Below are 17,732 nucleotides of genomic sequence, written 5' to 3'. Positions count from 1 at the left end.
CATGGAGAGCCCGTCTGCGGAGGGCAAAGTCCGCCGCAGAGTCGTGGATCAGTCGCGGCGCAGGGTCACCTGGGCCACGTCGAGGTAGCCGGACGCGAACCCGGCCTCGCAGTAGGCGAGATAGAACTCCCACATCCGCTTGAACGTCTCGTCGAAGGCGCCGCCCTCGATGGTCGGCCACGCCTCAAGGAACTGGAAACGCCAGCGCCGCAACGTTTCTGCGTAGTCGCCACCGAACGCGCGCACGTCGCGAACCTTCAGTCCGGTATGCCGTCCAGTCACCTCCGAGATCGCGTCCAGCGAGGGGATGATGCCACCGGGGAAGATGTACTTCTGGATCCAGCCGTAGGAGTTGCGGGTCGCGAGGAAGCGGTCGTGATCCATGAGGATGGCCTGGACCGCGGCAGTGCCACCAGGTGCCAGGAGGCTGTCGATCGCACCGAAGTAGGTCGGCCAGTACTCCTCGCCGACGGCCTCGATCATCTCGACCGAGACGATGGCGTCGAACTCGCCCGACACCTCGCGGTAGTCCTGGAGCCGCACCTCGACGCGGTCGCTGAGGCCGGCGGCGGCGATGCGTTCCTGGGCCAGCGCCCGCTGCTCGTGCGAGAGGGTGATCGACAGGACATCGGCACCGCGGGCCGCTGCGCGCAGCGCCAGCTCGCCCCAGCCCGTGCCGATCTCGAGGACACGCGAGCCCGGGCCCACCGCCGTCGAGTCGAGCATGGCGTCGATCTTGCGGTGCTGGGCCTCGACGAGGTCCTGGCCGGCGAGCGGCTTGGTGTGGTCGAACAGGGCCGACGAGTAGGACATCGTCGGGTCGAGGAACGCGGCAAAGAGGTCGTTGGACAGGTCGTAGTGCGCCTCGATGTTGGCGCGGCTGCCGGTCAGCGTGTTGCGGGTGCCGGCGGGCAGGGCGCGGTCAGCGATGCGTCGCAGCGCCAACAGGGGCTTGGGCAGGAGCTGCCCCATCTTGGCCGCGAACGGCAGCAGTGCCTGAGCCAGGTCGGTGCCGGGGGCGGCGTGCCAGTCGCCGGCCATGTAGGCCTCGCCCAGACCGATCTTCGGGTGCTGCTCGATCCGCCGATACATCGATGCGGGGCGGACGATGTCCAGTGTCGGGCCGTCTTCAACGCCACCTCCGACCTGCGAACCGTCGGGGTAGCGCAGCCGCACCGGGACACCGGCAACGATCTTGTGGATCAGGGTGCGAGCCACGGCTCCGCGCGTGAACAGCGTCTTGGCAGTGGGGATTTCGAAGGACGGGAGGACTTCGGAAGTCATCGGACACTCTCTTCGGAGGCAGGGGGACGGGTTTGGACGGGCAGACGGCGGGCCCACAGGCGGATGCCGTGCATCCGAATGAGGGCAGTCACGCGCTGGGGCATGAGGGGGTGGCGGGCGACAGTGGCCAGCACGGAGCGCGGCGTCGCCGGGACGAGGTCGCCCTCGACCACGGCGGTGAGGATGAGCTTGCCCTCGCGGTGCAGCCTGATGCCGACGGACACCCTGTCGGCGTCGAGGTGGAACCGGATCGCGTACTCCCCCGACGTGTCGTTGAACGGTGAGACGTAGAAGTCCTTGTCCACGGAGGCTGCGCCGCTGGGATCGGGCGCAACGGCATACGCATGCCGTCCGCCGTAGGTGTTGTGCACCTCGACGACGACCCCGCGCAGGACGCCGGATTCCGTGAGGCACCAGTACGCCGTCATCGGGTCGAAGACGTGCCCCAGGACACGGGCGTTCGTCAGGGCGACCACGCGCGTCACACCGTCACTGGGTATGCCGCCGCGCTCCAGACAGCGGAGCACGTTCGCCTTGAGGTCGGCGTGCGACTCCGACCCGGCCAGGTGGTCTTCGGCGCGGAAGGAGGCGACCGGACGCAGCCAGGCCGGGAGGGTCAGCGGCTCGTCAAGGTCAATGAGCCACTGGTAGTGCCGGTGGGTGAAGGTATGACGCAGCGGCGTGTGCCGGGTGTGGTGGACCCGACCGACGACGAGTGCCGGCAGGGTGGGGAGATCAAGCGCCACGGCAACAGCATCCGTCATGACACCAACATCAGTCATGACACCAACATCTGTGGAGCCAGCGGTCATGTCCACTGCACCCCCAGCGATTCGGCCGCCTCGACACCGGAGCGACAGCCGTCCTCGTGGAAACCCCAGCCCCAGTGCGCGCCGGCAAAGGCCGTGCGCGAGGTCGTGATCTCATCCCGCCGACGCTGGGCGCGCACCGCGTCCAGGTCGTGGATCGGGTGGGCGTAGTCCATGACCGCGATGACCTTGGCCGGGTCGATGAGGGCGGTCGCGTTGAGGGTGACGTAGAGGGGGTCACCGGACGGCAGGCCCTGCAGTCGGGTCATGTCATAGGTGACGACCGGCCCGGTCGTGCCCTCGTCGTGGCCCGGACGAGCGACACGGTAGTTCCAGGAGGCGCGGGCCCACGAGGCGGACGGCAGGAGCGACTCGTCCCGGTGCAGGACGGTCTCGTTGCGCGAGTAGCGGAAGGCGCCCAAGACCTCCTTCTCGATGGGGGTTGCGTCGGCCAGGAGGTGCAGGGCGTCGTCGGCGTGGGTGGCGATGACGACGCTGTCGAAGCGCTCGTCTCCGGCGCGAGTCGTGATGGTGACTCCGTCGTCGTCGCGCTCGATCCCGAGGACACCCTGCCCGCGGCGCACATCGGTCAGTCGCGCGGCGAGCGCCTCGACGTAGGTGGCCGAGCCGCCCACGACGGTGCGCCACTGCGGCGACCCGGTGATGCTGAGCATTCCGTGGTGCTCGAGGAACTGGAAGAGATAGCGCGCCGGGTAGTCCATGGCGTCGCCGCGCCCACTGGACCACACGCACGAGACGAGCGGCACGGCATACAGCTCGACAAAGCTCGACGGGAAGCTGCGCGCGGCGATGAACTCGCCGTAGGTCGTCTGGTCCTCGTCGTCGGTCGCTGCGAGGTAGGCGGTCGCCTCCCTGTGGAAACGGCGCACCGAGCGCAACATGGTGAGGAAGTCGCGCGACAGCAGTTGACGGGGGCGCGCGAGGAACCCGGTGATGCCGCGCCCGCCGGCGTACTGGAGGCCACTCGCCGGGTCGAGGATCGACATCGACATCTCGGTGTCGCGCACGGGGATGTCGAGCTCACCGAACAGCCGCTGCAGGTGGGGGTACGTGCGGTCGTTGTGGACGATGAAGCCGGTGTCGACACGAACGCCACCCTCCCCGTCGGAGGTCTCGAGGGTATGGGTGTGGGCGTGCCCGCCCAGCCGGTTGTCGGCTTCGAACAGGGTGACGCGGTGGTGCTGCGAGAGCACGTGCGCGGCCGTCAGCCCGGACACTCCGGAGCCGACGACAGCAGTGCGTGGGGCAGCGTCTGTCGAGGTCATGCTGTCCATTCGTCGCGTTGGGTGGGATTGGATTGGGTTCATCTTTGCTCCCGAGCACCCAATCCGCGCGGGAGGCTCCTCCGAATGCTGATCGTGAGCACTTCATCCCCTGACCTCGCCCCCCGGATCGCCGACGCACTGGTCCCCCTCCTGCGTGGGCCGCTTCCCGTGGGGCTGCGGGCATGGGACGGCTCACGAGCGGGACCGGAGGAGGGGCCGGTCCTCGTTCTGCGCTCACCGCAGGCGCTGCGGCGGCTGTTGTGGTCGCCGGGTGAGCTCGGTGTGTCCCAGGCCTATGTGACCGGTGAGATCGACGTCCAGGGTGACGTCGGCGAGGCGCTGGACCTGGCTCGGGCCACCCTCGCCGAGCGGGGAGTGAGCGGCCTCAGCGCTGGCACCCTCGCCCGCACCGCCCCGCGCCTCATCGCTCTCGCCCGTGAGGTGGGGGCACTCGGTGGTCGCCCCGAGGCGCCCTCGAGCCAGGCCCGTCTGCGCGGTCGGCTCCATTCCCTCGGTCGTGACCGGTCGGCGATCAGCCACCACTACGACCTCTCCAACGCGTTCTACGAGCTCCTCCTGGACCCGCACATGGCCTATTCGTCGGGGTGGTGGAGTGGAGACCCGAACCGGACGCAGCAGTCGCTCGAGTCGGCGCAGTCCGCCAAGCTCGACCTCATCTGCCGCAAGATCGGGCTCCACGAGGGTTCGCGGTTCCTCGACGTCGGCTGTGGTTGGGGATCGTTGTCCCTGTATGCCGCCGAGCACTACGGCGCGCAGGTCACCGGAGTGACCATCGCCAAGGAGCAGAAGGCGTTCATCGACGCCCGGGTCCGCGAGCGCGGGCTTCAGGACCGGGTCGAGATCCGGCTGCAGGACTACCGCGAGGTGTCCGACGGTCCCTACGACGCCGTGGCGTCGATCGAGATGGGTGAGCACGTCGGACAGGGCAACTACCCGGCATACGCCGCTGTTCTTCGCGAAGCGGTGAAGCCGGGAGGCTACGTCCTCATCCAGCAGATGTCCCGGCGCGGACGCCACCCCGGCGGCGGGCCGTTCATCGAGTCGTTCATCGCGCCCGACATGCACATGCGACCCGTCGGCGAGACGGTCGAGCTGATCGAGGCGGGTGGGCTGGAGGTCCGCGACGTCCATGCGATGCGCGAGCACTACGTGTGGACCATCGACGCGTGGAGCGAGACGTTCGAGAAGAACTGGGCGGCCGTCGTCGAGCTCGTCGGCGAGGAGGTCGCCCGCATCTGGCGGCTGTACCTCGTCGGGAGTGGCCAGGCGTTCCGTGATGGCCGCATGGGTGTCGACCAGATCCTGTCGCGTCGGTCCGGCGGAGCGCCCGTCGCGCATGACACGGTGCGTTGATGCATCGCTTCCTGCTCGTCACCCTCAGTTGCCTCGTCGCTGCTGCCGTCGTCATGGGCGTCACGGCGCTCATCGCCCGGCGGCTCGGGAAGGTGAGCGTCGTCGACATCGCGTGGGGTCTCGTCTTCGTCGTCATCGCGTGGGTCTGCACGTTCTTCAGCCCGGGAGCTCGGTCGCTGCTCCTCGCGGTGCTCGTGACGGTGTGGGGGGTGCGCCTGGCCTGGCACATCCGGCGCCGGGCGCTGGGCGCCGATGAGGACCCGCGCTACGAGAAGCTGCTCTCCGCGGCGCCGCCCGAAAAGCGTTTCGGGTATGCCGTCCGCAGGGTTTTCGTGGTCCAGGGGCTTGCTGCCTGGGTCGTTTCCCTGCCGCTGCAGGTCGCGGCGGCTGCAGGTGCGAAGCCGCTCGGCTGGGTGGCGGCGCTCGGAGTGGCGTTGTTCGTCGTCGGCGTGGGCTTCGAGGCGATCGGCGACGCCCAGCTGGCGCGGTTCAAGTCGGACCCGGCCAACAAGGGCAAGATCATGGACCGCGGTCTGTGGGCGTGGACGCGGCACCCGAACTACTTCGGCGACGCCGCCGTCTGGTGGGGGCTGTGGGTCATTTCAGCCGAGGTCTGGCCGGCGGTGCTGACGGTGTTCTCGCCGGTGATCATGACCTACTTCCTCGCCTTCGCGACGGGAGCGCGGCTGCTGGAGTCCGAGATGTCCAAGCGGCCCGGCTACTCCGAGTACATGCAGCGCACCTCGATGTTCTTCCCCCGCCCACCACGCCAATCCGCCTGAACTCCGGCTTGTCTCGGTCCCCCGTGGGGGCTGCGGCTTGCGTCGTCCTTTGGGACACCTGACCCCACCCCCGGCACTGCGGCTTGCGTCGTCCTTTGGGACACCTGACCCCATCCCCGCCACTGCGGCTTGCGCCGTGCGTTGGGACACCTCGCTTCGCCCAGCTTGTCGGTACCCCATGCAAGCCTGACGGAACGAACGATGCTGGGGTGGCCATGAAGGGGTATCGACGCGCGCAGCAGGAAGCACGCGAACTGCTCGACGAGTCCTCGCGAGGGGACCTGACGAGCGACGACATGATCGGGTGCGCCCTGCGCCGAGACCGCCTTCGGCGGCGAGAGAGCCAACGCGTGTATGCCGATCACCGCGGCCTGTCTGCCGCGTTCATCGCCCGCCTTGAGTCGCGTCCCGGCGACCTGCGCCTCAGCGCCGTGCTCGCCGGACTGGAGTCCACGGCGTACGGGCTGGCCGTGGTCCCGGACGGCATCAAGGCATGCATCGCAGCCGAGCTCGTCGACCGGACCGGCGCTTCCCTGGCAGCGACCATCCGAGAGGTCGTTCAGGCCTCGGGGGTGTCGATGCGACTCTTCGCCGAGTCGATGGGGGTCCCTCGCATGACTCTGAGCCGGGCCCAGAACGACCCGACGGCCCTCAAGCTGTCGGTTGTTCGCGCGGTCCTGGCCGCGGGAAGGCTCTCCCTTGTGGTGTCGGTCCGCGATGGCGGGATGGTGATGCAGCCGGAGGACTGGGATCTTGGAGAAATTGCCGCGCAGGCTCGGGGCGGGGAGCGGCGGCTGGCCGGGCACCGGGTGCCGGTGCACACGCCAGAGGGCCCCCGTTGGTGGTGGCACACCCATGAGGCCCTCACTCCCGGCGAGGTGGCACCCCAATGGTCCACCGTCGGCCCGGACTTCATTCCAGACGTGCCTGCGTATCGCGAGGTACCGAGGTGGATCGACCAACGGTAGGAGGGCGCTGTCCCAAAGGACGACGCAAGCCGCAGCCCCAACCGGACACCACGGAAGTCCGAGCCTGTCCAGCCGATCAGGTGATCAGGTGATCAGGTGATCAGGTGAGGGTGGTGCTGAGCGCGTGGATGACGATGCCGGCGAGAGCGCCGACGATCGTGCCGTTGATCCGGATGAACTGCAGGTCGCGGCCGACGTGGAGCTCGATCCGCTCCGAGGCCTCGCGCCCGTCCCACTGCTCGACCGTCACGGAGATGACCTCGGCGAGCTCGGACCCGTAGGTGTTCACGAAGAACGACACGGCCTCGCCGAGGTGCCCCTCGAGCCGCGAACGCCATTCCTCGTCCTCGACCAGGTGCTGCCCCAGGTGCTCGAGGAGCTCGTCGCCGCGCACGTGGAGGTAGGACTGCGAGTCGTCCATGGCCACCTCCAGGGCGCCCTTGAGCGAGTTCCACAACCCGACCGCCGTCTCGGGCACCTGCGGGTGTGACAGCAGCCGAACCTTGAGTGACTCGGCCTGCTCCATGACCTGCTCGTCGGTCTGCAGGTCCTGGGCCAACCGCGCCAGCAGGTCGTCGAGCGCCAGGCGTGCCGGATGGTTGGGAGTGATCCGGATGTCGTGCAGCCACGTGAGCACCTGCTGATAGCTCCAGCCGATGACCTTGTCGTCCACCCACGGCGGCGACCACCAGGGCGCGCGCTCCCCGATGACGGCCTGGAACGTCCCCGGGTTGTCCTTGAGCCAGTCGTGGAGCTGCTCCAGCCCGAGATCGACCAACCCGTGGTGGGTCTTCTCACCGATCACACCTTCGAGCAACGACCCGGCAATGGGGCTGATCGGCTCGGTCGCCAGTCGCGGGAGCAGGAACTTCTCGATGACCTCGCGCACGTCGTCATCGGACATGCGACCCAGACCAGCGCGCGTCGCTCGCACGACCTCGGCCATCACCCGCTGCCGGTGCGGGGCCTCGGCGAGCCACAACCCCAGCCGCTCCCCGACCCGGGCCGCGGTGAGGCGCTCACGAGCGATCTGCTCAGTGAGGAAGTTCTCGGTGACGAAGTCCTGGAGGTTGCGCCCGATCTCGTTCTTGCGCTTCGGGATGATCGCCGTGTGGGGCACGGGCAGACCCAGCGGGTGCCGGAAGAGCGCAGTCACCGCGAACCAGTCCGCCAGCGCACCGACCATGGCCGCCTCGGCCCCCGAGTTCACGTACCCCAGCCAGCCGGTCTCGTGACGCAACGTCACGGCATACACGATCGCGGCGAGCACGAGCAGAGCGAGGGCAAGCACGCGCATGCGGCGCAGGCCGACGCGACGCTGCGCATCGGCGGGGGACGGGGCTAGGAGACTCACAGGTCCGATCCTGCTACACGCCGCCTTCTACAGTGGTCACGTGCATTTCCTCAACGACCTCCAGCCCCAGTTCGACCTCACCTACGACGACGTGTTCATGGTGCCGAACCAGTCGGATGTCACGAGCCGCCTCGACGTCGACCTGAGCTCCGACGACGGCACGGGCACGACCATCCCGCTCGTCGTCGCCAACATGACCGCGATCGCCGGCCGGCGCATGGCCGAGACCACCGCCCGCCGCGGAGCGTTGACGATCATCCCGCAGGACATCCCGCGCGACGTGGTGAGCGAGGTCATCGGCTGGACCAAACAGCGCCACCTCGTCTTCGACACCGCCATCACCCTCGACCCGCACACGACCGTCGGCGAGGCTCAGGTCCTCATCGGCAAGCGCGCCCACGGCGCCGCGGTCGTCACCGAAGCCGGCTTGCCGATCGGCGTCGTCACCGAGAAGGACCTCGGTGGGGTCGACCGCTTCGTCCAGGTGCGCGACGTCATGTCCCGCGAGCTCGTCACCGTGCGCGACGACGTCGACGTGGTCCGGGCCTTCGACACCCTCAACGAGAGCCGGCGTCGACTCGCACCCGTCGTCGCCGCCGACGGCACCCTCGTCGGCGTCCTCACCCGGCTCGGGGCCCTGCGCGCCAACCTCTACTCCCCCGCTGTCGACGCCAACGGTGCGCTGCGCATCGGGGCGGCCGTCGGCATCAACGGTGACGTCGCCGCCAAGGCTTCGCAGCTCCTCGAAGCCGGCGCGGACGTCCTCGTCATCGACACCGCCCACGGACACCAGCAGAAGATGCTCGACGCCCTCAGGGCCGTGCGCGACCTCGACCCGCAGGTCCCGATCGTGGCCGGCAACGTCGTCAGCGCCGCCGGAACCCGCGCCCTCATCGAGGCTGGCGCCGACATCGTCAAGGTCGGTGTCGGTCCCGGCGCCATGTGCACCACCCGCATGATGACCGCCGTGGGCCGCCCACAGTTCTCCGCCGTGCTCGAATGCGCCACTGCTGCAGGGGAACTCGGCAAGCACGTCTGGGCCGACGGCGGCGTCCGTCACCCTCGCGACGTCGCGCTCGCCCTCGCCGCCGGAGCGTCCAACGTCATGATCGGCTCGTGGTTCGCGGGCACACTCGAGTCCCCCGGCGATCTCTTCAGTGACGAGAAGGGCCGCCAGTTCAAGGAGTCCTTCGGCATGGCGTCCTCGCGCGCCGTCCGCAACCGGACCGCGACCGACACGGCCTACGAACGCGCCCGCAAGGCGATGTTCGAGGAGGGCATCAGCTCGGCCCGCATGTTCATCGACCCGGCCCGCCCCTCGGTCGAGGACGTCATCGACGAGATCATCGCCGGTCTGCGCAGCAGCTGCACCTACGCGGGGGCGCGCACCCTCGGTGAGTACCACGAGCGCGCCACCGTCGGCATCCAGAGCACCGCCGGCTTCGCCGAGGGCCGCCCACTGCACCAGTCCTGGTGACCCGGGCCGTCGTGCGCGTCGCCTCACGTCGACCGATCGCGTATGCCGTCCTCGCGGCTTTCGTGGTCGCCCTCGCCGTCGTGGTCGGCTGGCTCACGACACCGGGGACCCAGGGACTCGACGGCGAGTGGGAGACCACGGCGGTGCGCGGCGACGTGCTCGGTGGTCGCGCCCTCGTGGGGAGCGACAAGACCGTCGCCATCGACCTCGTCAGTGGCACGCGGATCACGCTCGGCTCGGTGTCCGACGGCACCCCAGCCATCGGCGCGAGTCGACTGGTCGTCCTGCACGGATCGACCCTCGACGGAGCCGGACTCGACGGGCGCTCCCGCTGGACGTGGCAAGGACCTCCGGCCCACCAGATCGCCCTCGTCGCCGCGGCGCCGTCAGTGACGGTCGTGCAGGCCTGCGGCGGGACACCGGTCGCCTGCCGGCTCTTCGGGGTGGACAACAACGGCAAGGAGTCGTGGCAGACCCCTCAGCCCACGGCAACCGGCACGTCGAGGCCGACGGTCGGCACGGACGGCAACCTGCCGACCGTCGGGGTCCTCACCGCCGCCGATGGCACGCTCCTGCTCGTCGACCCCACAACGAGCCGGGTGGTGCTGCGGCCCGCCGCCACCGCCTCGGTCGGTCGCGACGGCGCCCTCACCCTGAGCACCGCCTCGGGCGGGCAGTGCGTGCGCACAACGTTCCAGACCCTCGACCGCACGACGAGCGCCTCCATCCCGGGCCCCTGCCCCGCGGCAGGCGCCGGGACCACACCCACGACGGTCGCCCAAGCCACGACGAGGACCACCTCGACGCGCTCGGGCGTGTGGTGGTGGCCGTTCGGAGACGGGAGGCCGACGCTCGAGGTGAGCGGACGGCATACCGGCAAGGTGGTCAGTCGGGACCCGCTGCGCACCCTGCGCATCGATGACACGGGGCTCACCGTCCTCGATGGTGGGACGGTGCGGCGCTACTCCTGGGTCAGCGGCGACTGAGGGTCGCGAGGAAGCCAACGACCCCCGCCGTCCACCACCCCACCTGCGAGACGACGAGGGTGACGATCATGGCGATCCGGTGATGGCGAGGTAGGTCGGCAATCCGATAGATCCGCGGCTTGAGCAGGCTGAGCCGAGCGCCCAGGCGGCGCACGGCCACCCCGTTGTTGACCAGGGCCAGGACGGCCAGCTGCTTGATCCACGCGACGGGTTCGCCGAGGTCCGGGCCGAGGAACGCCCCCGAGACGACGATGAGGAGCAACCCCATCCACACGAGGGGATGCGCGGCCTCGCCGATGCGCAACGAGTCGCGGAAGGTGCGCAGTCCCGACAGCCAGACGAGCCCGTGCCAGTCCACGAGCATGACGGCGCCGAAGGCAAGGACCAGACCGATCAGGTGGGCGGCCAGAGCCACGTCGTGCCCGACGCCGGACGCCTTCACGAGGGGCGAGATCGCCAGGGCGAGGGCCCATCCGGCGGAGACGACGGCGTGCCAACGCCACTGGACCTGACGCATGGCCGAGGCCCATGGGCGTGGCGAACGCCCCTCCACTGAACTGTCGGTGGAGGTTGTCATGGCCACATACAAGGCCATAGGGGGGTGTGACGTGCCCCAAACGGACTATTTGCGAGATCACGGACACCAAATGGGCCATTCACCTTCCCGCCGAACGAACGGCTGGAACCATGAGGCAGGTGGGGAGACACTCAGGAACAAACGCCAGTCTGGTGACCGCCGTCGTGGTCGCAGGCGTCGTCCTCGTCGCCGGTGGTGGCACCTTGGCGATGGGCTCGATCCTCAAGGACGACCCGGGCTCGGCCACTGCTGGCCCGACCACCTCGGCGAGCGTGAGCACTACTGCGTCGCCGACCTCGGCCTCCACGCCGTCGTCCACCACGTCGGCCTCGCCGTCGCCGAGCGCACCCGACCCGGCCGCAGCGGTGGCCGAGGCGAAGGCAGCCTGTGTCGCCCAGGTCAGCGCTGCCGAGGGCATCGCCGCCGCAGCCAAGAACTCCGCCACGCACTGGAAGGCGCACACCGACGCCTACCTCGAGAAGAAGGCGGGCCAATACACCCTCGCCCAGACGAAGGCGCAGTATGCCGCGTCGAAGGCGTTCGGCCTCGCGGACGAGAAGGCCATGGCGGCCACGACCAAGACGTTCATGGCGACGGGTGCTGCCTGCAGCAACGCGGCCAAGACCGCGCCGAAGGATGCCGCGATCACCGCCTGCGCCACGCGACTCAAGGCCCTCGGCGCCGTCCGGACCACAGGCACCAGGGTCCAGGACGAGTGGTCCGCCCACTTGCGCATGATGGACAAGAAGGCCCACACCGATGAGGGCGCCTACTTCACGATGTGGGTCAGGGCAGTGAACTACGCGCAGAAGAGCGTGCCCGCCTATGCCGCGGCCGCCGCCACGGTCGCGAAGGCCCCGGCCTGCGCCTGATCGTCGCGACGCTCTGTACGTTGACGTCATGACCTACGACGTCGCAGCGGTCCGTTCACTCTTCCCCGCCCTGCTCGAGGGCGCGGCCCACTTCGACGGGCCCGGCGGATCCCAGACGCCGACCCCTGTCGCCGAGGCCGTGCGCGACACGTTGGTGTCCGCGATCTCCAACCGTGGCGAGGTCACGGCGAGCGAGCGACGAGCCGAGGGCGTCGTGGTGGCGGCGCGCGCCGCGATGGCTGATCTGCTCGGGGCGGACCCGCGTGGTGTCGTGTTCGGGCGCAGTGCGACGGCCCTGACCTATGACCTGTCGCGGGCCCTGGCCCGCACCTGGGAGCCCGGCGACGAAGTCATCGTCACGCGCCTCGACCACGACTCCAACATCCGCCCGTGGGTCCAGGCCGCGGAGTCGGTGGGTGCAGTGGTGAAGTGGGCGGACTTCGAGCCCGACACGGGTGAGCTGCACTCCGAAGCCGTGACGTCACTCCTGACCGATCGCACGCGTCTCGTGGCGACCAGTGCCGCATCCAACCTCATCGGAACCAAGCCGCCGGTGTGCAAGATCGCCCGAGCCGTCCACGAGGTCGGCGCGCTCCACTGGGTCGACGGGGTGCACGCGACGGCGCACGCCTCGGTCGACCTCGACGCGCTGGGCGTGGACTTCTGGACCTGCTCGCCCTACAAGTTCCTCGGCCCGCACCTCGGTGTCGTGGCCGCCTCGCCGGCGCTGCTCGAGACACTGAAGATGGACAAGCTGTTGCCGTCGAGTGATGCAGTGCCCGAGCGGTTCGAGCTCGGGACCCTCCCCTATGAGCTGTTGGCCGGCGTCACGGCCGCAGTCGACGTGCTCGCCGGTCTGGACCCGTCCGCCACGGGGACGCGTCGCGAACGCATCCTCGCGAGCTTCGACGCGCTGCAGGAGCACGAGCACCGACTCCTCGACCGGCTCGAAGCCGGACTGCTGGGTATGCCGGGTGTGCGGCTTTTCTCGAATGCTCGCAAGCGCACGCCGACCCTTCTTTTCACGGTGGAGGGGAGGTCACCCCAGGAGGTGCGCCGGGCTCTCGCCGAGAGCGGCGTCAACGCGCCGGCCGGGCACTTCTATGCGATCGAGGCTTCACGGCACCTGGGGCTGGGCGACGACGGCGGGGTCCGGGTCGGACTCGCGCCCTACACCGACAGCAACGACATCGACCGCCTGCTGACGGCCCTCACCGACCTGAGCCCCACCACCTGACCCACCCCATCCCAAACCCCCCGACGTGTTGCGCTGGGTCTGGGTCAGGATCAGGGGGTGGTGGTGAGGAAGGCCTCGCGGGTGATGTCGGCGATGGTCGCCGCGCCGGTGAGGCCCATGGTCAGGTCGAGTTCTGCGATGAGGTTGTCGATGACGTCGCGCACTCCGTCGGCTCCGTCGAGGGCCAGGCCGTAGATGTGCGGTCGGCCGATGAGCGCGGCATCGGCCCCGAGTGCCAGGGCGATCATGACGTCAGCGCCGGTGCGGACTCCTGAGTCGAGGAGAACCACAGGGTCGCGCCCGATGCGTTCGCGGATGCCGACGAGGGCATCGAGTGAGGCGATCGATCGGTCGACCTGACGCCCGCCGTGGTTCGACACGATGATCCCGTCGATGCCCAGATCCACGGCGCGCTGAGCGTCGTCGGGGTGCAGGATCCCCTTGAGCAACACCGGGATTCGCGTCCGCTCGCGCAGAGTTTCGATGTGGGCCCACGACAACCCCGGGTTCGAGTAGATGTCGAGGAAGGTCTCCACGGCGGCACGCGGCAACGCCGAACGCAGGTTGTCGCGGGTGCCGCCGGGGTGTCGTCGCGACTGGTTGAGCAAGGTCCTGGCGCCGCTGGCCGCAGCGATGAGCTTCTCCGCCCCCTTGGTCCCGGCGAGCGGCGAGGGCGCGTCATCGGCAGCGGCCACACGCTCCCGCACGATCTCCATGAAGCGCGGGTCGGAGGTGTACTGCGCGATGCCGATGCCCTGGCTGAAGGGCAGCGACCCGAGGTCGAGGTCCTGGGTGCGCCAGCCGAGCATCGTCGTGTCGAGGGTGACGACGAGCGCCCTGGCGCCGGCGGACTCCGCGCGTCCGATGAGGGAGTCGACCAGGCCCTCGTCGACGGACCAGTAGAGCTGGTACCACCACGGCACGTCGCCCATCGCCTTCGCCGTCTCCTCCATGGGTGAGCAGCCCTGGGTCGAGAAGATGTAGGGCGTGCCAGCCGCCGCTGCACCACGGGCGATGTCGAGGTCGGAGTCCGGGGCCACGAGCTCGGCGGCCCCGACGGGCGCGAGCATCACGGGAGCCGCGAGGGGCGTGCCGAGGATCTCGGTGCGCAGGTCGCGGGTGGTGTTGCCGTGAAGCATGCGCGGCACGATCTGCCAGCGGTCGAAGGCGGCACGGTTGGCCCGAACCGTCGCGCCCGCACCAGCCCCACCGCTGACGTAGGCCCACGCCTGGGCGCTCATCTCCTTGCGGGCGCGTGCCTCGAGCTCGTCGGGGTCGGTCGGAACGCGCGGTGGCTGCCCCAGAGTGCCGCGTCGATAGATGGCGCTCTGACGAGTACGTCCCGGCCCTGGATCCACCATGCCGCCGACGTTAGCCGCACCGGACCGACTTCGGGCCTGGAAAGCGTGGCCTCAGGCGAGGGCCTTGGCGGCAGCGACGGCCGCGTCGTAGGCGATGCCAGCCAGGGCGCCACCGGTCGAGACGCGCCGGACTCCGAGTTCACGCAGCCGCTCGACGGTCGGGTGATCTCCGGCGGCGAGCACGTTGACCGGGCGGCCCAGGGCGACGATCGCCGCGATGCCGTCCTCGTCATTGACGAGGGGCGCGAAGAGCACGTCAGCCCCTGCGTCCCGGTAGGCCGCGAGGCGCGCCAGGTGATCCTCCCCCAGGCCATAGAGGACGCTCTCGCAGCGAGCGGTCACGACGATGCCGTGCTGGTGGGCGGTCCGGACGACCGTCGCCACCCGCTCGACGGCCTCATCGAACGGCACGATCGCCGACCTCGTGGGGTCGTAGTCCTCGATCGACAACCCGCTCGCCCCCGCCTGGGCGAGGAGCTCGACGGTCCGGGCAACTCCACCCTCTTCACGCGGGAAGCAGTCGGCCGAGTCGATGTTGAGCGGCACCGTGATGACGCTCGTGAGCAGGGCGACGTGCGCGACGAGCTCGTCACGGGTCACCTCGAGGTCGGACTTGCCCAGGGTCGCTGCGTGGCCGTGGCTCGTCGTCGCGAGCGCGGGGAAGCCCGCCTCCTCGAGCCGCTTGGCCGAGCCGGCGTCGAAGGCGTTGGGCATGACGAAGAGGTCGCTCTCGTGGAGCTCTGCGAAGGTCATGCCTGCATCCTGCCCGCCACCACCGACACTCCCCCTCGGCAATGATGGGTGCATGGTTGCGCTGCTCACCCCGCTCGAGGCCCCGGTCGAACCCACCGAGGCGTTGCGACGCATCGCCTTCCTCCTCGAGCGCACGCGGGCCGGGACCTATCGGGTCGAGGCCTTCCGCAATGCCGTCAAGGCACTCAAGGAGATCGGCGACGACGAGCTCGACCAGCACGTCGAGGCCGGCACCCTCCAGGAGATCCCCGGTATCGGAAAGTCCACCTCAGCGGTCGTCGAGGAGGCAGCGCAGGGTGAGCTGCCGGCATACCTTGCGTCGTTGCAGACGCAGAGCGGCGGTCCGCTCGTGAGCGGAGGTGCGGACCTGTATGCCGCGTTGCGCGGCGACTGCCACCTCCACTCCGACTGGTCGGACGGCGGTTCGCCCATCGACGAGATGGTGCTCACCGGCATCGAGCTCGGTCACGAGTGGATGGTCCTCACCGACCACTCCCCGCAGCTGCGCGTCGCCAACGGGCTCACCGCCGAGCGGCTGACGAAGCAGATCGCCATCGTCGACGCGATCAATCGCGGTGTGGGACAGGCGTTCCGGCTCTTCAAGGGGATCGAGGTCGACATCCTCGACGACGGTTCGCTCGACCAGACCGACGCGATGCTCGGCAAGCTCGACTTCGTCACGGCATCGGTGCACAGCAAGCTCAAGATGAACTCCGACCCGATGACCAAGCGGATGGTCAACGCCGTCCTGAACCCGCGGGTCAACGTGCTGGGGCACTGCACCGGGCGGCTCGTCGAGGGGTCCCGCGGGACTCGGCCGGAGTCGGACTTCGATGCTCGCGCCGTCTTCGAAGCCTGCCTCGAGGGCAACACCGCGGTCGAGATCAACAGTCGCCCCGAGCGGTGCGACCCGCCCGACGAGCTCATCGAGCTCGCCCTCGAGATCGGCTGCCTGTTCTCGATCGACTCCGATGCTCACGCACCGGGGCAGCTCGACATGAAGGCCTATGGCTGCGAGCGCGCCGAGCAGCTCGGCGTGCCGTGGGACCGCATCATCACGACCTGGGACGCCGAGACCCTGCACGCCTGGGCCAACCCCGTCTGACACAACCACCGGTCATCCGGACATAGACGGGACATGGACACTCCAGCAGCGAGAGAGCAGCGGTTCCGTGCCCTCTACGCCGACCACTACGACCACGTGTTGCGGTTCGTGGCCCGACGAAGCAGCCCTGCCAGCGCCGAAGACGTTGTGGCAGAGGCGTTTCTGGTGGCCTGGCGCCGACTCGACGACGTCCCGACCCGCGTGGGTGAGGCTCTGCCGTGGCTGTATGCCGTGGCGCGCAACTGCCTCCTCAACTCGGCTCGGGCAGCAGGGCGGCAGGGAGCCCTCGCTGTGCGCATCGGAGACGCCGGACCGAGCCATGCGCATCTGGACACCGACCACATCGCCCGCCGGGTCGATCTCGCGACCGCTTGGCAACGACTCACCGATGCCGAGCAGGAGGTGCTCGCCCTCGCCATCTGGGAGGACCTGCCCTCTCCTGCGGCGGCGCGAGTCCTCGGCACGACTGCCGCGGCCTACCGGCTCCGGCTCTCTCGAGCGCGACGCGCACTGCGCCGGCACCTCGACCCCACTGACACCCCGGTGCCGGCACGGCCCGCACCCGCGCTCCTCAAGGAGAACTCGTGAACATCCACGTCCTCGACCCGCACACCGATGCTGAACTGCGTTCTCTCGACGCGGGATTCGACGTCACTGGCGAGACCACTCGCCGGGAGGTAACCCTCGAATCGATCCTCGGCACACCGGGCGTCACCGGCCCATCCGTGACCCCGTTGGCATCCCTTGCCCGCCGCCGCCACGTCCGTCGATGGGCAGCGCTCGGAGCGTTGGCCGCCGCTGCCGTCACTGGCGCGGTCGTCCTTCCGACGCTCAACGCCGCACCGTCGTACGCGTCGTGGACCGCACGGCCCGACACCGTCACCGCGGCCGAGTCCGCGGCCCTCCGGGAGGCCTGTCTCGACAAGCAGGGCTCCTCCATCGGAGACGGCTCCATGGCGACGAAGGACCTCTCCGTCCAGCTCGCCGAACGACGCGGGGACTTCGTGTCGATGCTGCTCTCGAAGCGGACGCCGGACCGTCTCGTCGCCTCGGTCTACTGCCTCGCCGAGCTGCCCGCTGGGTCGAAGGACGTCTCCGACCTCCAGGTGATGGCAACGGGTGGCGGCGGGCTGCCCGCACCGACCGGGCGACAGTTCACCCAGGGTGGTGTCTCGCAGTTCGGCGGAGGCGAGCCAGCGGCATTCACCGAGGGAGAAGTCGGGCCCGACGTCGCGGGGCTCACGCTGCACGCCGACGGTCACGACGTGGTCGTCTCGATCAAGGACGGCACGTATGCCGCGTGGTGGCCGGGCAAGGCCTTCGCGAACTCGGTCGGTGGTTCCGGTGAGGGCGGTCCGGACGTCACGATCACCTACGACGTGACCTACGCCGACGGCACGGTGGCCCGAGACGTCGCACCATCGGTACCCGGAGGCAGCGGCGAGATCCACACGGAGACCGCCCCAGCGTCCTGACCCGAGCCACGAGTGGTGTGCTGCAGGGTGCG

General features: G+C 69.5%; 17 protein-coding genes. 10 read left to right on the top strand and 7 right to left on the bottom strand.

Annotation, left to right across the window (positions count from 1 at the left end):
- Window positions 1-48 precede the first annotated feature (48 nt).
- Genes JNB_RS21175 through JNB_RS15745 form a run of 3 tightly spaced genes read right to left on the bottom strand, consistent with a single transcriptional unit; the run spans window position 49 to window position 3,379 of the window.
- The gene (locus JNB_RS21175; protein ID WP_009777507.1) at window positions 49-1,284 is read right to left on the bottom strand and encodes a cyclopropane-fatty-acyl-phospholipid synthase family protein; all 1,236 of its coding nucleotides are present in this window, start codon (window positions 1,282-1,284) and stop codon (window positions 49-51) included.
- Complete coding sequence (locus JNB_RS21170) at window positions 1,281-2,066, bottom strand: DUF1365 domain-containing protein (protein WP_237700677.1); 786 nt, start codon at window positions 2,064-2,066, stop codon at window positions 1,281-1,283. The genes JNB_RS21175 and JNB_RS21170 overlap by 4 nt, the downstream gene beginning before the upstream one ends.
- Before the next feature lie 26 nt (window positions 2,067-2,092).
- On the bottom strand, window positions 2,093-3,379 hold the full coding sequence (locus tag JNB_RS15745; protein ID WP_040885052.1) for an NAD(P)/FAD-dependent oxidoreductase: 1,287 nt from the start codon (window positions 3,377-3,379) through the stop codon (window positions 2,093-2,095).
- 84 nt (window positions 3,380-3,463) lie between these two features.
- Between JNB_RS15745 and JNB_RS15740 the strand changes: the two genes are divergently transcribed.
- From JNB_RS15740 to JNB_RS15730, 3 genes are all read left to right on the top strand, one after another.
- Complete coding sequence (locus tag JNB_RS15740) at window positions 3,464-4,753, top strand: cyclopropane-fatty-acyl-phospholipid synthase family protein (protein ID WP_009777504.1); 1,290 nt, start codon at window positions 3,464-3,466, stop codon at window positions 4,751-4,753.
- Window positions 4,753-5,535, top strand: a complete 783-nt coding sequence (locus JNB_RS15735; RefSeq protein ID WP_009777503.1) for a DUF1295 domain-containing protein — start codon at window positions 4,753-4,755, stop codon at window positions 5,533-5,535. Before JNB_RS15740 ends, JNB_RS15735 begins: the two co-directional genes overlap by 1 nt.
- Before the next feature lie 209 nt (window positions 5,536-5,744).
- Entirely contained in the window at window positions 5,745-6,503 is a 759-nt protein-coding gene (locus JNB_RS15730) for a transcriptional regulator (protein ID WP_009777502.1), read from the top strand.
- A gap of 100 nt (window positions 6,504-6,603) precedes the next feature.
- Here the strand turns inward: JNB_RS15730 and JNB_RS15725 are convergent, their stop codons facing one another.
- A complete protein-coding gene (locus tag JNB_RS15725) occupies window positions 6,604-7,857 on the bottom strand; it encodes a DUF445 domain-containing protein (protein WP_040883897.1) in 1,254 nt (417 codons plus the stop codon).
- Between the two features lie 40 nt (window positions 7,858-7,897).
- On the opposite strand from JNB_RS15725, the gene JNB_RS15720 reads away from it, so the two are divergent.
- Window positions 7,898-9,334 carry a GuaB1 family IMP dehydrogenase-related protein gene (locus JNB_RS15720; RefSeq protein ID WP_009777500.1) on the top strand — a complete coding sequence of 479 codons (1,437 nt, stop codon included), beginning with the start codon at window positions 7,898-7,900 and terminating at the stop codon, window positions 9,332-9,334.
- Window positions 9,331-10,320 carry a hypothetical protein gene (locus JNB_RS15715; protein WP_009777499.1) on the top strand — a complete coding sequence of 330 codons (990 nt, stop codon included), beginning with the start codon at window positions 9,331-9,333 and terminating at the stop codon, window positions 10,318-10,320. Before JNB_RS15720 ends, JNB_RS15715 begins: the two co-directional genes overlap by 4 nt.
- Here JNB_RS15715 and JNB_RS15710 read toward each other — a convergent pair.
- On the bottom strand, window positions 10,307-10,897 hold the full coding sequence (locus JNB_RS15710; protein WP_148232463.1) for a hypothetical protein: 591 nt from the start codon (window positions 10,895-10,897) through the stop codon (window positions 10,307-10,309). The genes JNB_RS15715 and JNB_RS15710 overlap by 14 nt on opposite strands.
- A gap of 152 nt (window positions 10,898-11,049) precedes the next feature.
- On the opposite strand from JNB_RS15710, the gene JNB_RS21585 reads away from it, so the two are divergent.
- Window positions 11,050-11,769, top strand: coding sequence for a hypothetical protein (locus JNB_RS21585; RefSeq protein ID WP_009777497.1), 720 nt, complete (start codon window positions 11,050-11,052; stop codon window positions 11,767-11,769).
- 28 nt (window positions 11,770-11,797) lie between these two features.
- On the top strand, window positions 11,798-13,006 hold the full coding sequence (locus tag JNB_RS15700) for a cysteine desulfurase-like protein (protein ID WP_009777496.1): 1,209 nt from the start codon (window positions 11,798-11,800) through the stop codon (window positions 13,004-13,006).
- 50 nt (window positions 13,007-13,056) lie between these two features.
- Here the strand turns inward: JNB_RS15700 and JNB_RS15695 are convergent, their stop codons facing one another.
- Window positions 13,057-14,367 carry a lactate 2-monooxygenase gene (locus JNB_RS15695; protein ID WP_009777495.1) on the bottom strand — a complete coding sequence of 437 codons (1,311 nt, stop codon included), beginning with the start codon at window positions 14,365-14,367 and terminating at the stop codon, window positions 13,057-13,059.
- A gap of 51 nt (window positions 14,368-14,418) precedes the next feature.
- Window positions 14,419-15,120, bottom strand: a complete 702-nt coding sequence (locus JNB_RS15690) for an isocitrate lyase/phosphoenolpyruvate mutase family protein (protein ID WP_009777494.1) — start codon at window positions 15,118-15,120, stop codon at window positions 14,419-14,421.
- A 52-nt stretch (window positions 15,121-15,172) separates the two neighbouring features.
- Here JNB_RS15690 and JNB_RS15685 point away from each other — a divergent pair, with 52 nt between their 5' ends.
- From JNB_RS15685 to JNB_RS15675, 3 genes are read left to right on the top strand one after another with little or no spacing between them, the layout of a single operon-like run.
- Window positions 15,173-16,225 (top strand): PHP domain-containing protein, encoded by a 1,053-nt coding sequence (locus JNB_RS15685; RefSeq protein WP_009777493.1) that lies wholly within the window; start codon window positions 15,173-15,175, stop codon window positions 16,223-16,225.
- A 33-nt stretch (window positions 16,226-16,258) separates the two neighbouring features.
- The gene (locus tag JNB_RS15680; protein ID WP_009777492.1) at window positions 16,259-16,813 is read left to right on the top strand and encodes an RNA polymerase sigma factor; all 555 of its coding nucleotides are present in this window, start codon (window positions 16,259-16,261) and stop codon (window positions 16,811-16,813) included.
- Window positions 16,810-17,700, top strand: coding sequence for a hypothetical protein (locus JNB_RS15675; RefSeq protein ID WP_009777491.1), 891 nt, complete (start codon window positions 16,810-16,812; stop codon window positions 17,698-17,700). Before JNB_RS15680 ends, JNB_RS15675 begins: the two co-directional genes overlap by 4 nt.
- Window positions 17,701-17,732 lie beyond the last annotated feature (32 nt).

Origin of the sequence: Janibacter sp. HTCC2649 (assembly GCF_000152705.1) — a bacterium.
Lineage (GTDB): Bacteria > Actinomycetota > Actinomycetes > Actinomycetales > Dermatophilaceae > Knoellia.
The sequence above is the reverse complement of the archived record's forward strand: the minus strand, read 5'-3'. Positions and strand labels throughout refer to the sequence as shown.

What these genes read in the sequence shown, in the direction of transcription:
- JNB_RS15690 (WP_009777494.1), bottom strand. Translation starts at nt 15,120, where the DNA reads ATGACCTTCGCAGAGCTCCACGAGAGCGACCTCTTCGTCATGCCCAAC.
- JNB_RS15710 (WP_148232463.1), bottom strand. Translation starts at nt 10,897, where the DNA reads ATGACAACCTCCACCGACAGTTCAGTGGAGGGGCGTTCGCCACGCCCA.
- JNB_RS15685 (WP_009777493.1), top strand. Translation starts at nt 15,173, where the DNA reads ATGGTTGCGCTGCTCACCCCGCTCGAGGCCCCGGTCGAACCCACCGAG.
- JNB_RS15700 (WP_009777496.1), top strand. Translation starts at nt 11,798, where the DNA reads ATGACCTACGACGTCGCAGCGGTCCGTTCACTCTTCCCCGCCCTGCTC.
- JNB_RS15735 (WP_009777503.1), top strand. Translation starts at nt 4,753, where the DNA reads ATGCATCGCTTCCTGCTCGTCACCCTCAGTTGCCTCGTCGCTGCTGCC.
- JNB_RS15745 (WP_040885052.1), bottom strand. Translation starts at nt 3,379, where the DNA reads ATGACCTCGACAGACGCTGCCCCACGCACTGCTGTCGTCGGCTCCGGA.
- JNB_RS15680 (WP_009777492.1), top strand. Translation starts at nt 16,259, where the DNA reads ATGGACACTCCAGCAGCGAGAGAGCAGCGGTTCCGTGCCCTCTACGCC.
- JNB_RS15740 (WP_009777504.1), top strand. Translation starts at nt 3,464, where the DNA reads ATGCTGATCGTGAGCACTTCATCCCCTGACCTCGCCCCCCGGATCGCC.
- JNB_RS15695 (WP_009777495.1), bottom strand. Translation starts at nt 14,367, where the DNA reads ATGGTGGATCCAGGGCCGGGACGTACTCGTCAGAGCGCCATCTATCGA.
- JNB_RS21170 (WP_237700677.1), bottom strand. Translation starts at nt 2,066, where the DNA reads ATGACTGATGTTGGTGTCATGACGGATGCTGTTGCCGTGGCGCTTGAT.
- JNB_RS21175 (WP_009777507.1), bottom strand. Translation starts at nt 1,284, where the DNA reads ATGACTTCCGAAGTCCTCCCGTCCTTCGAAATCCCCACTGCCAAGACG.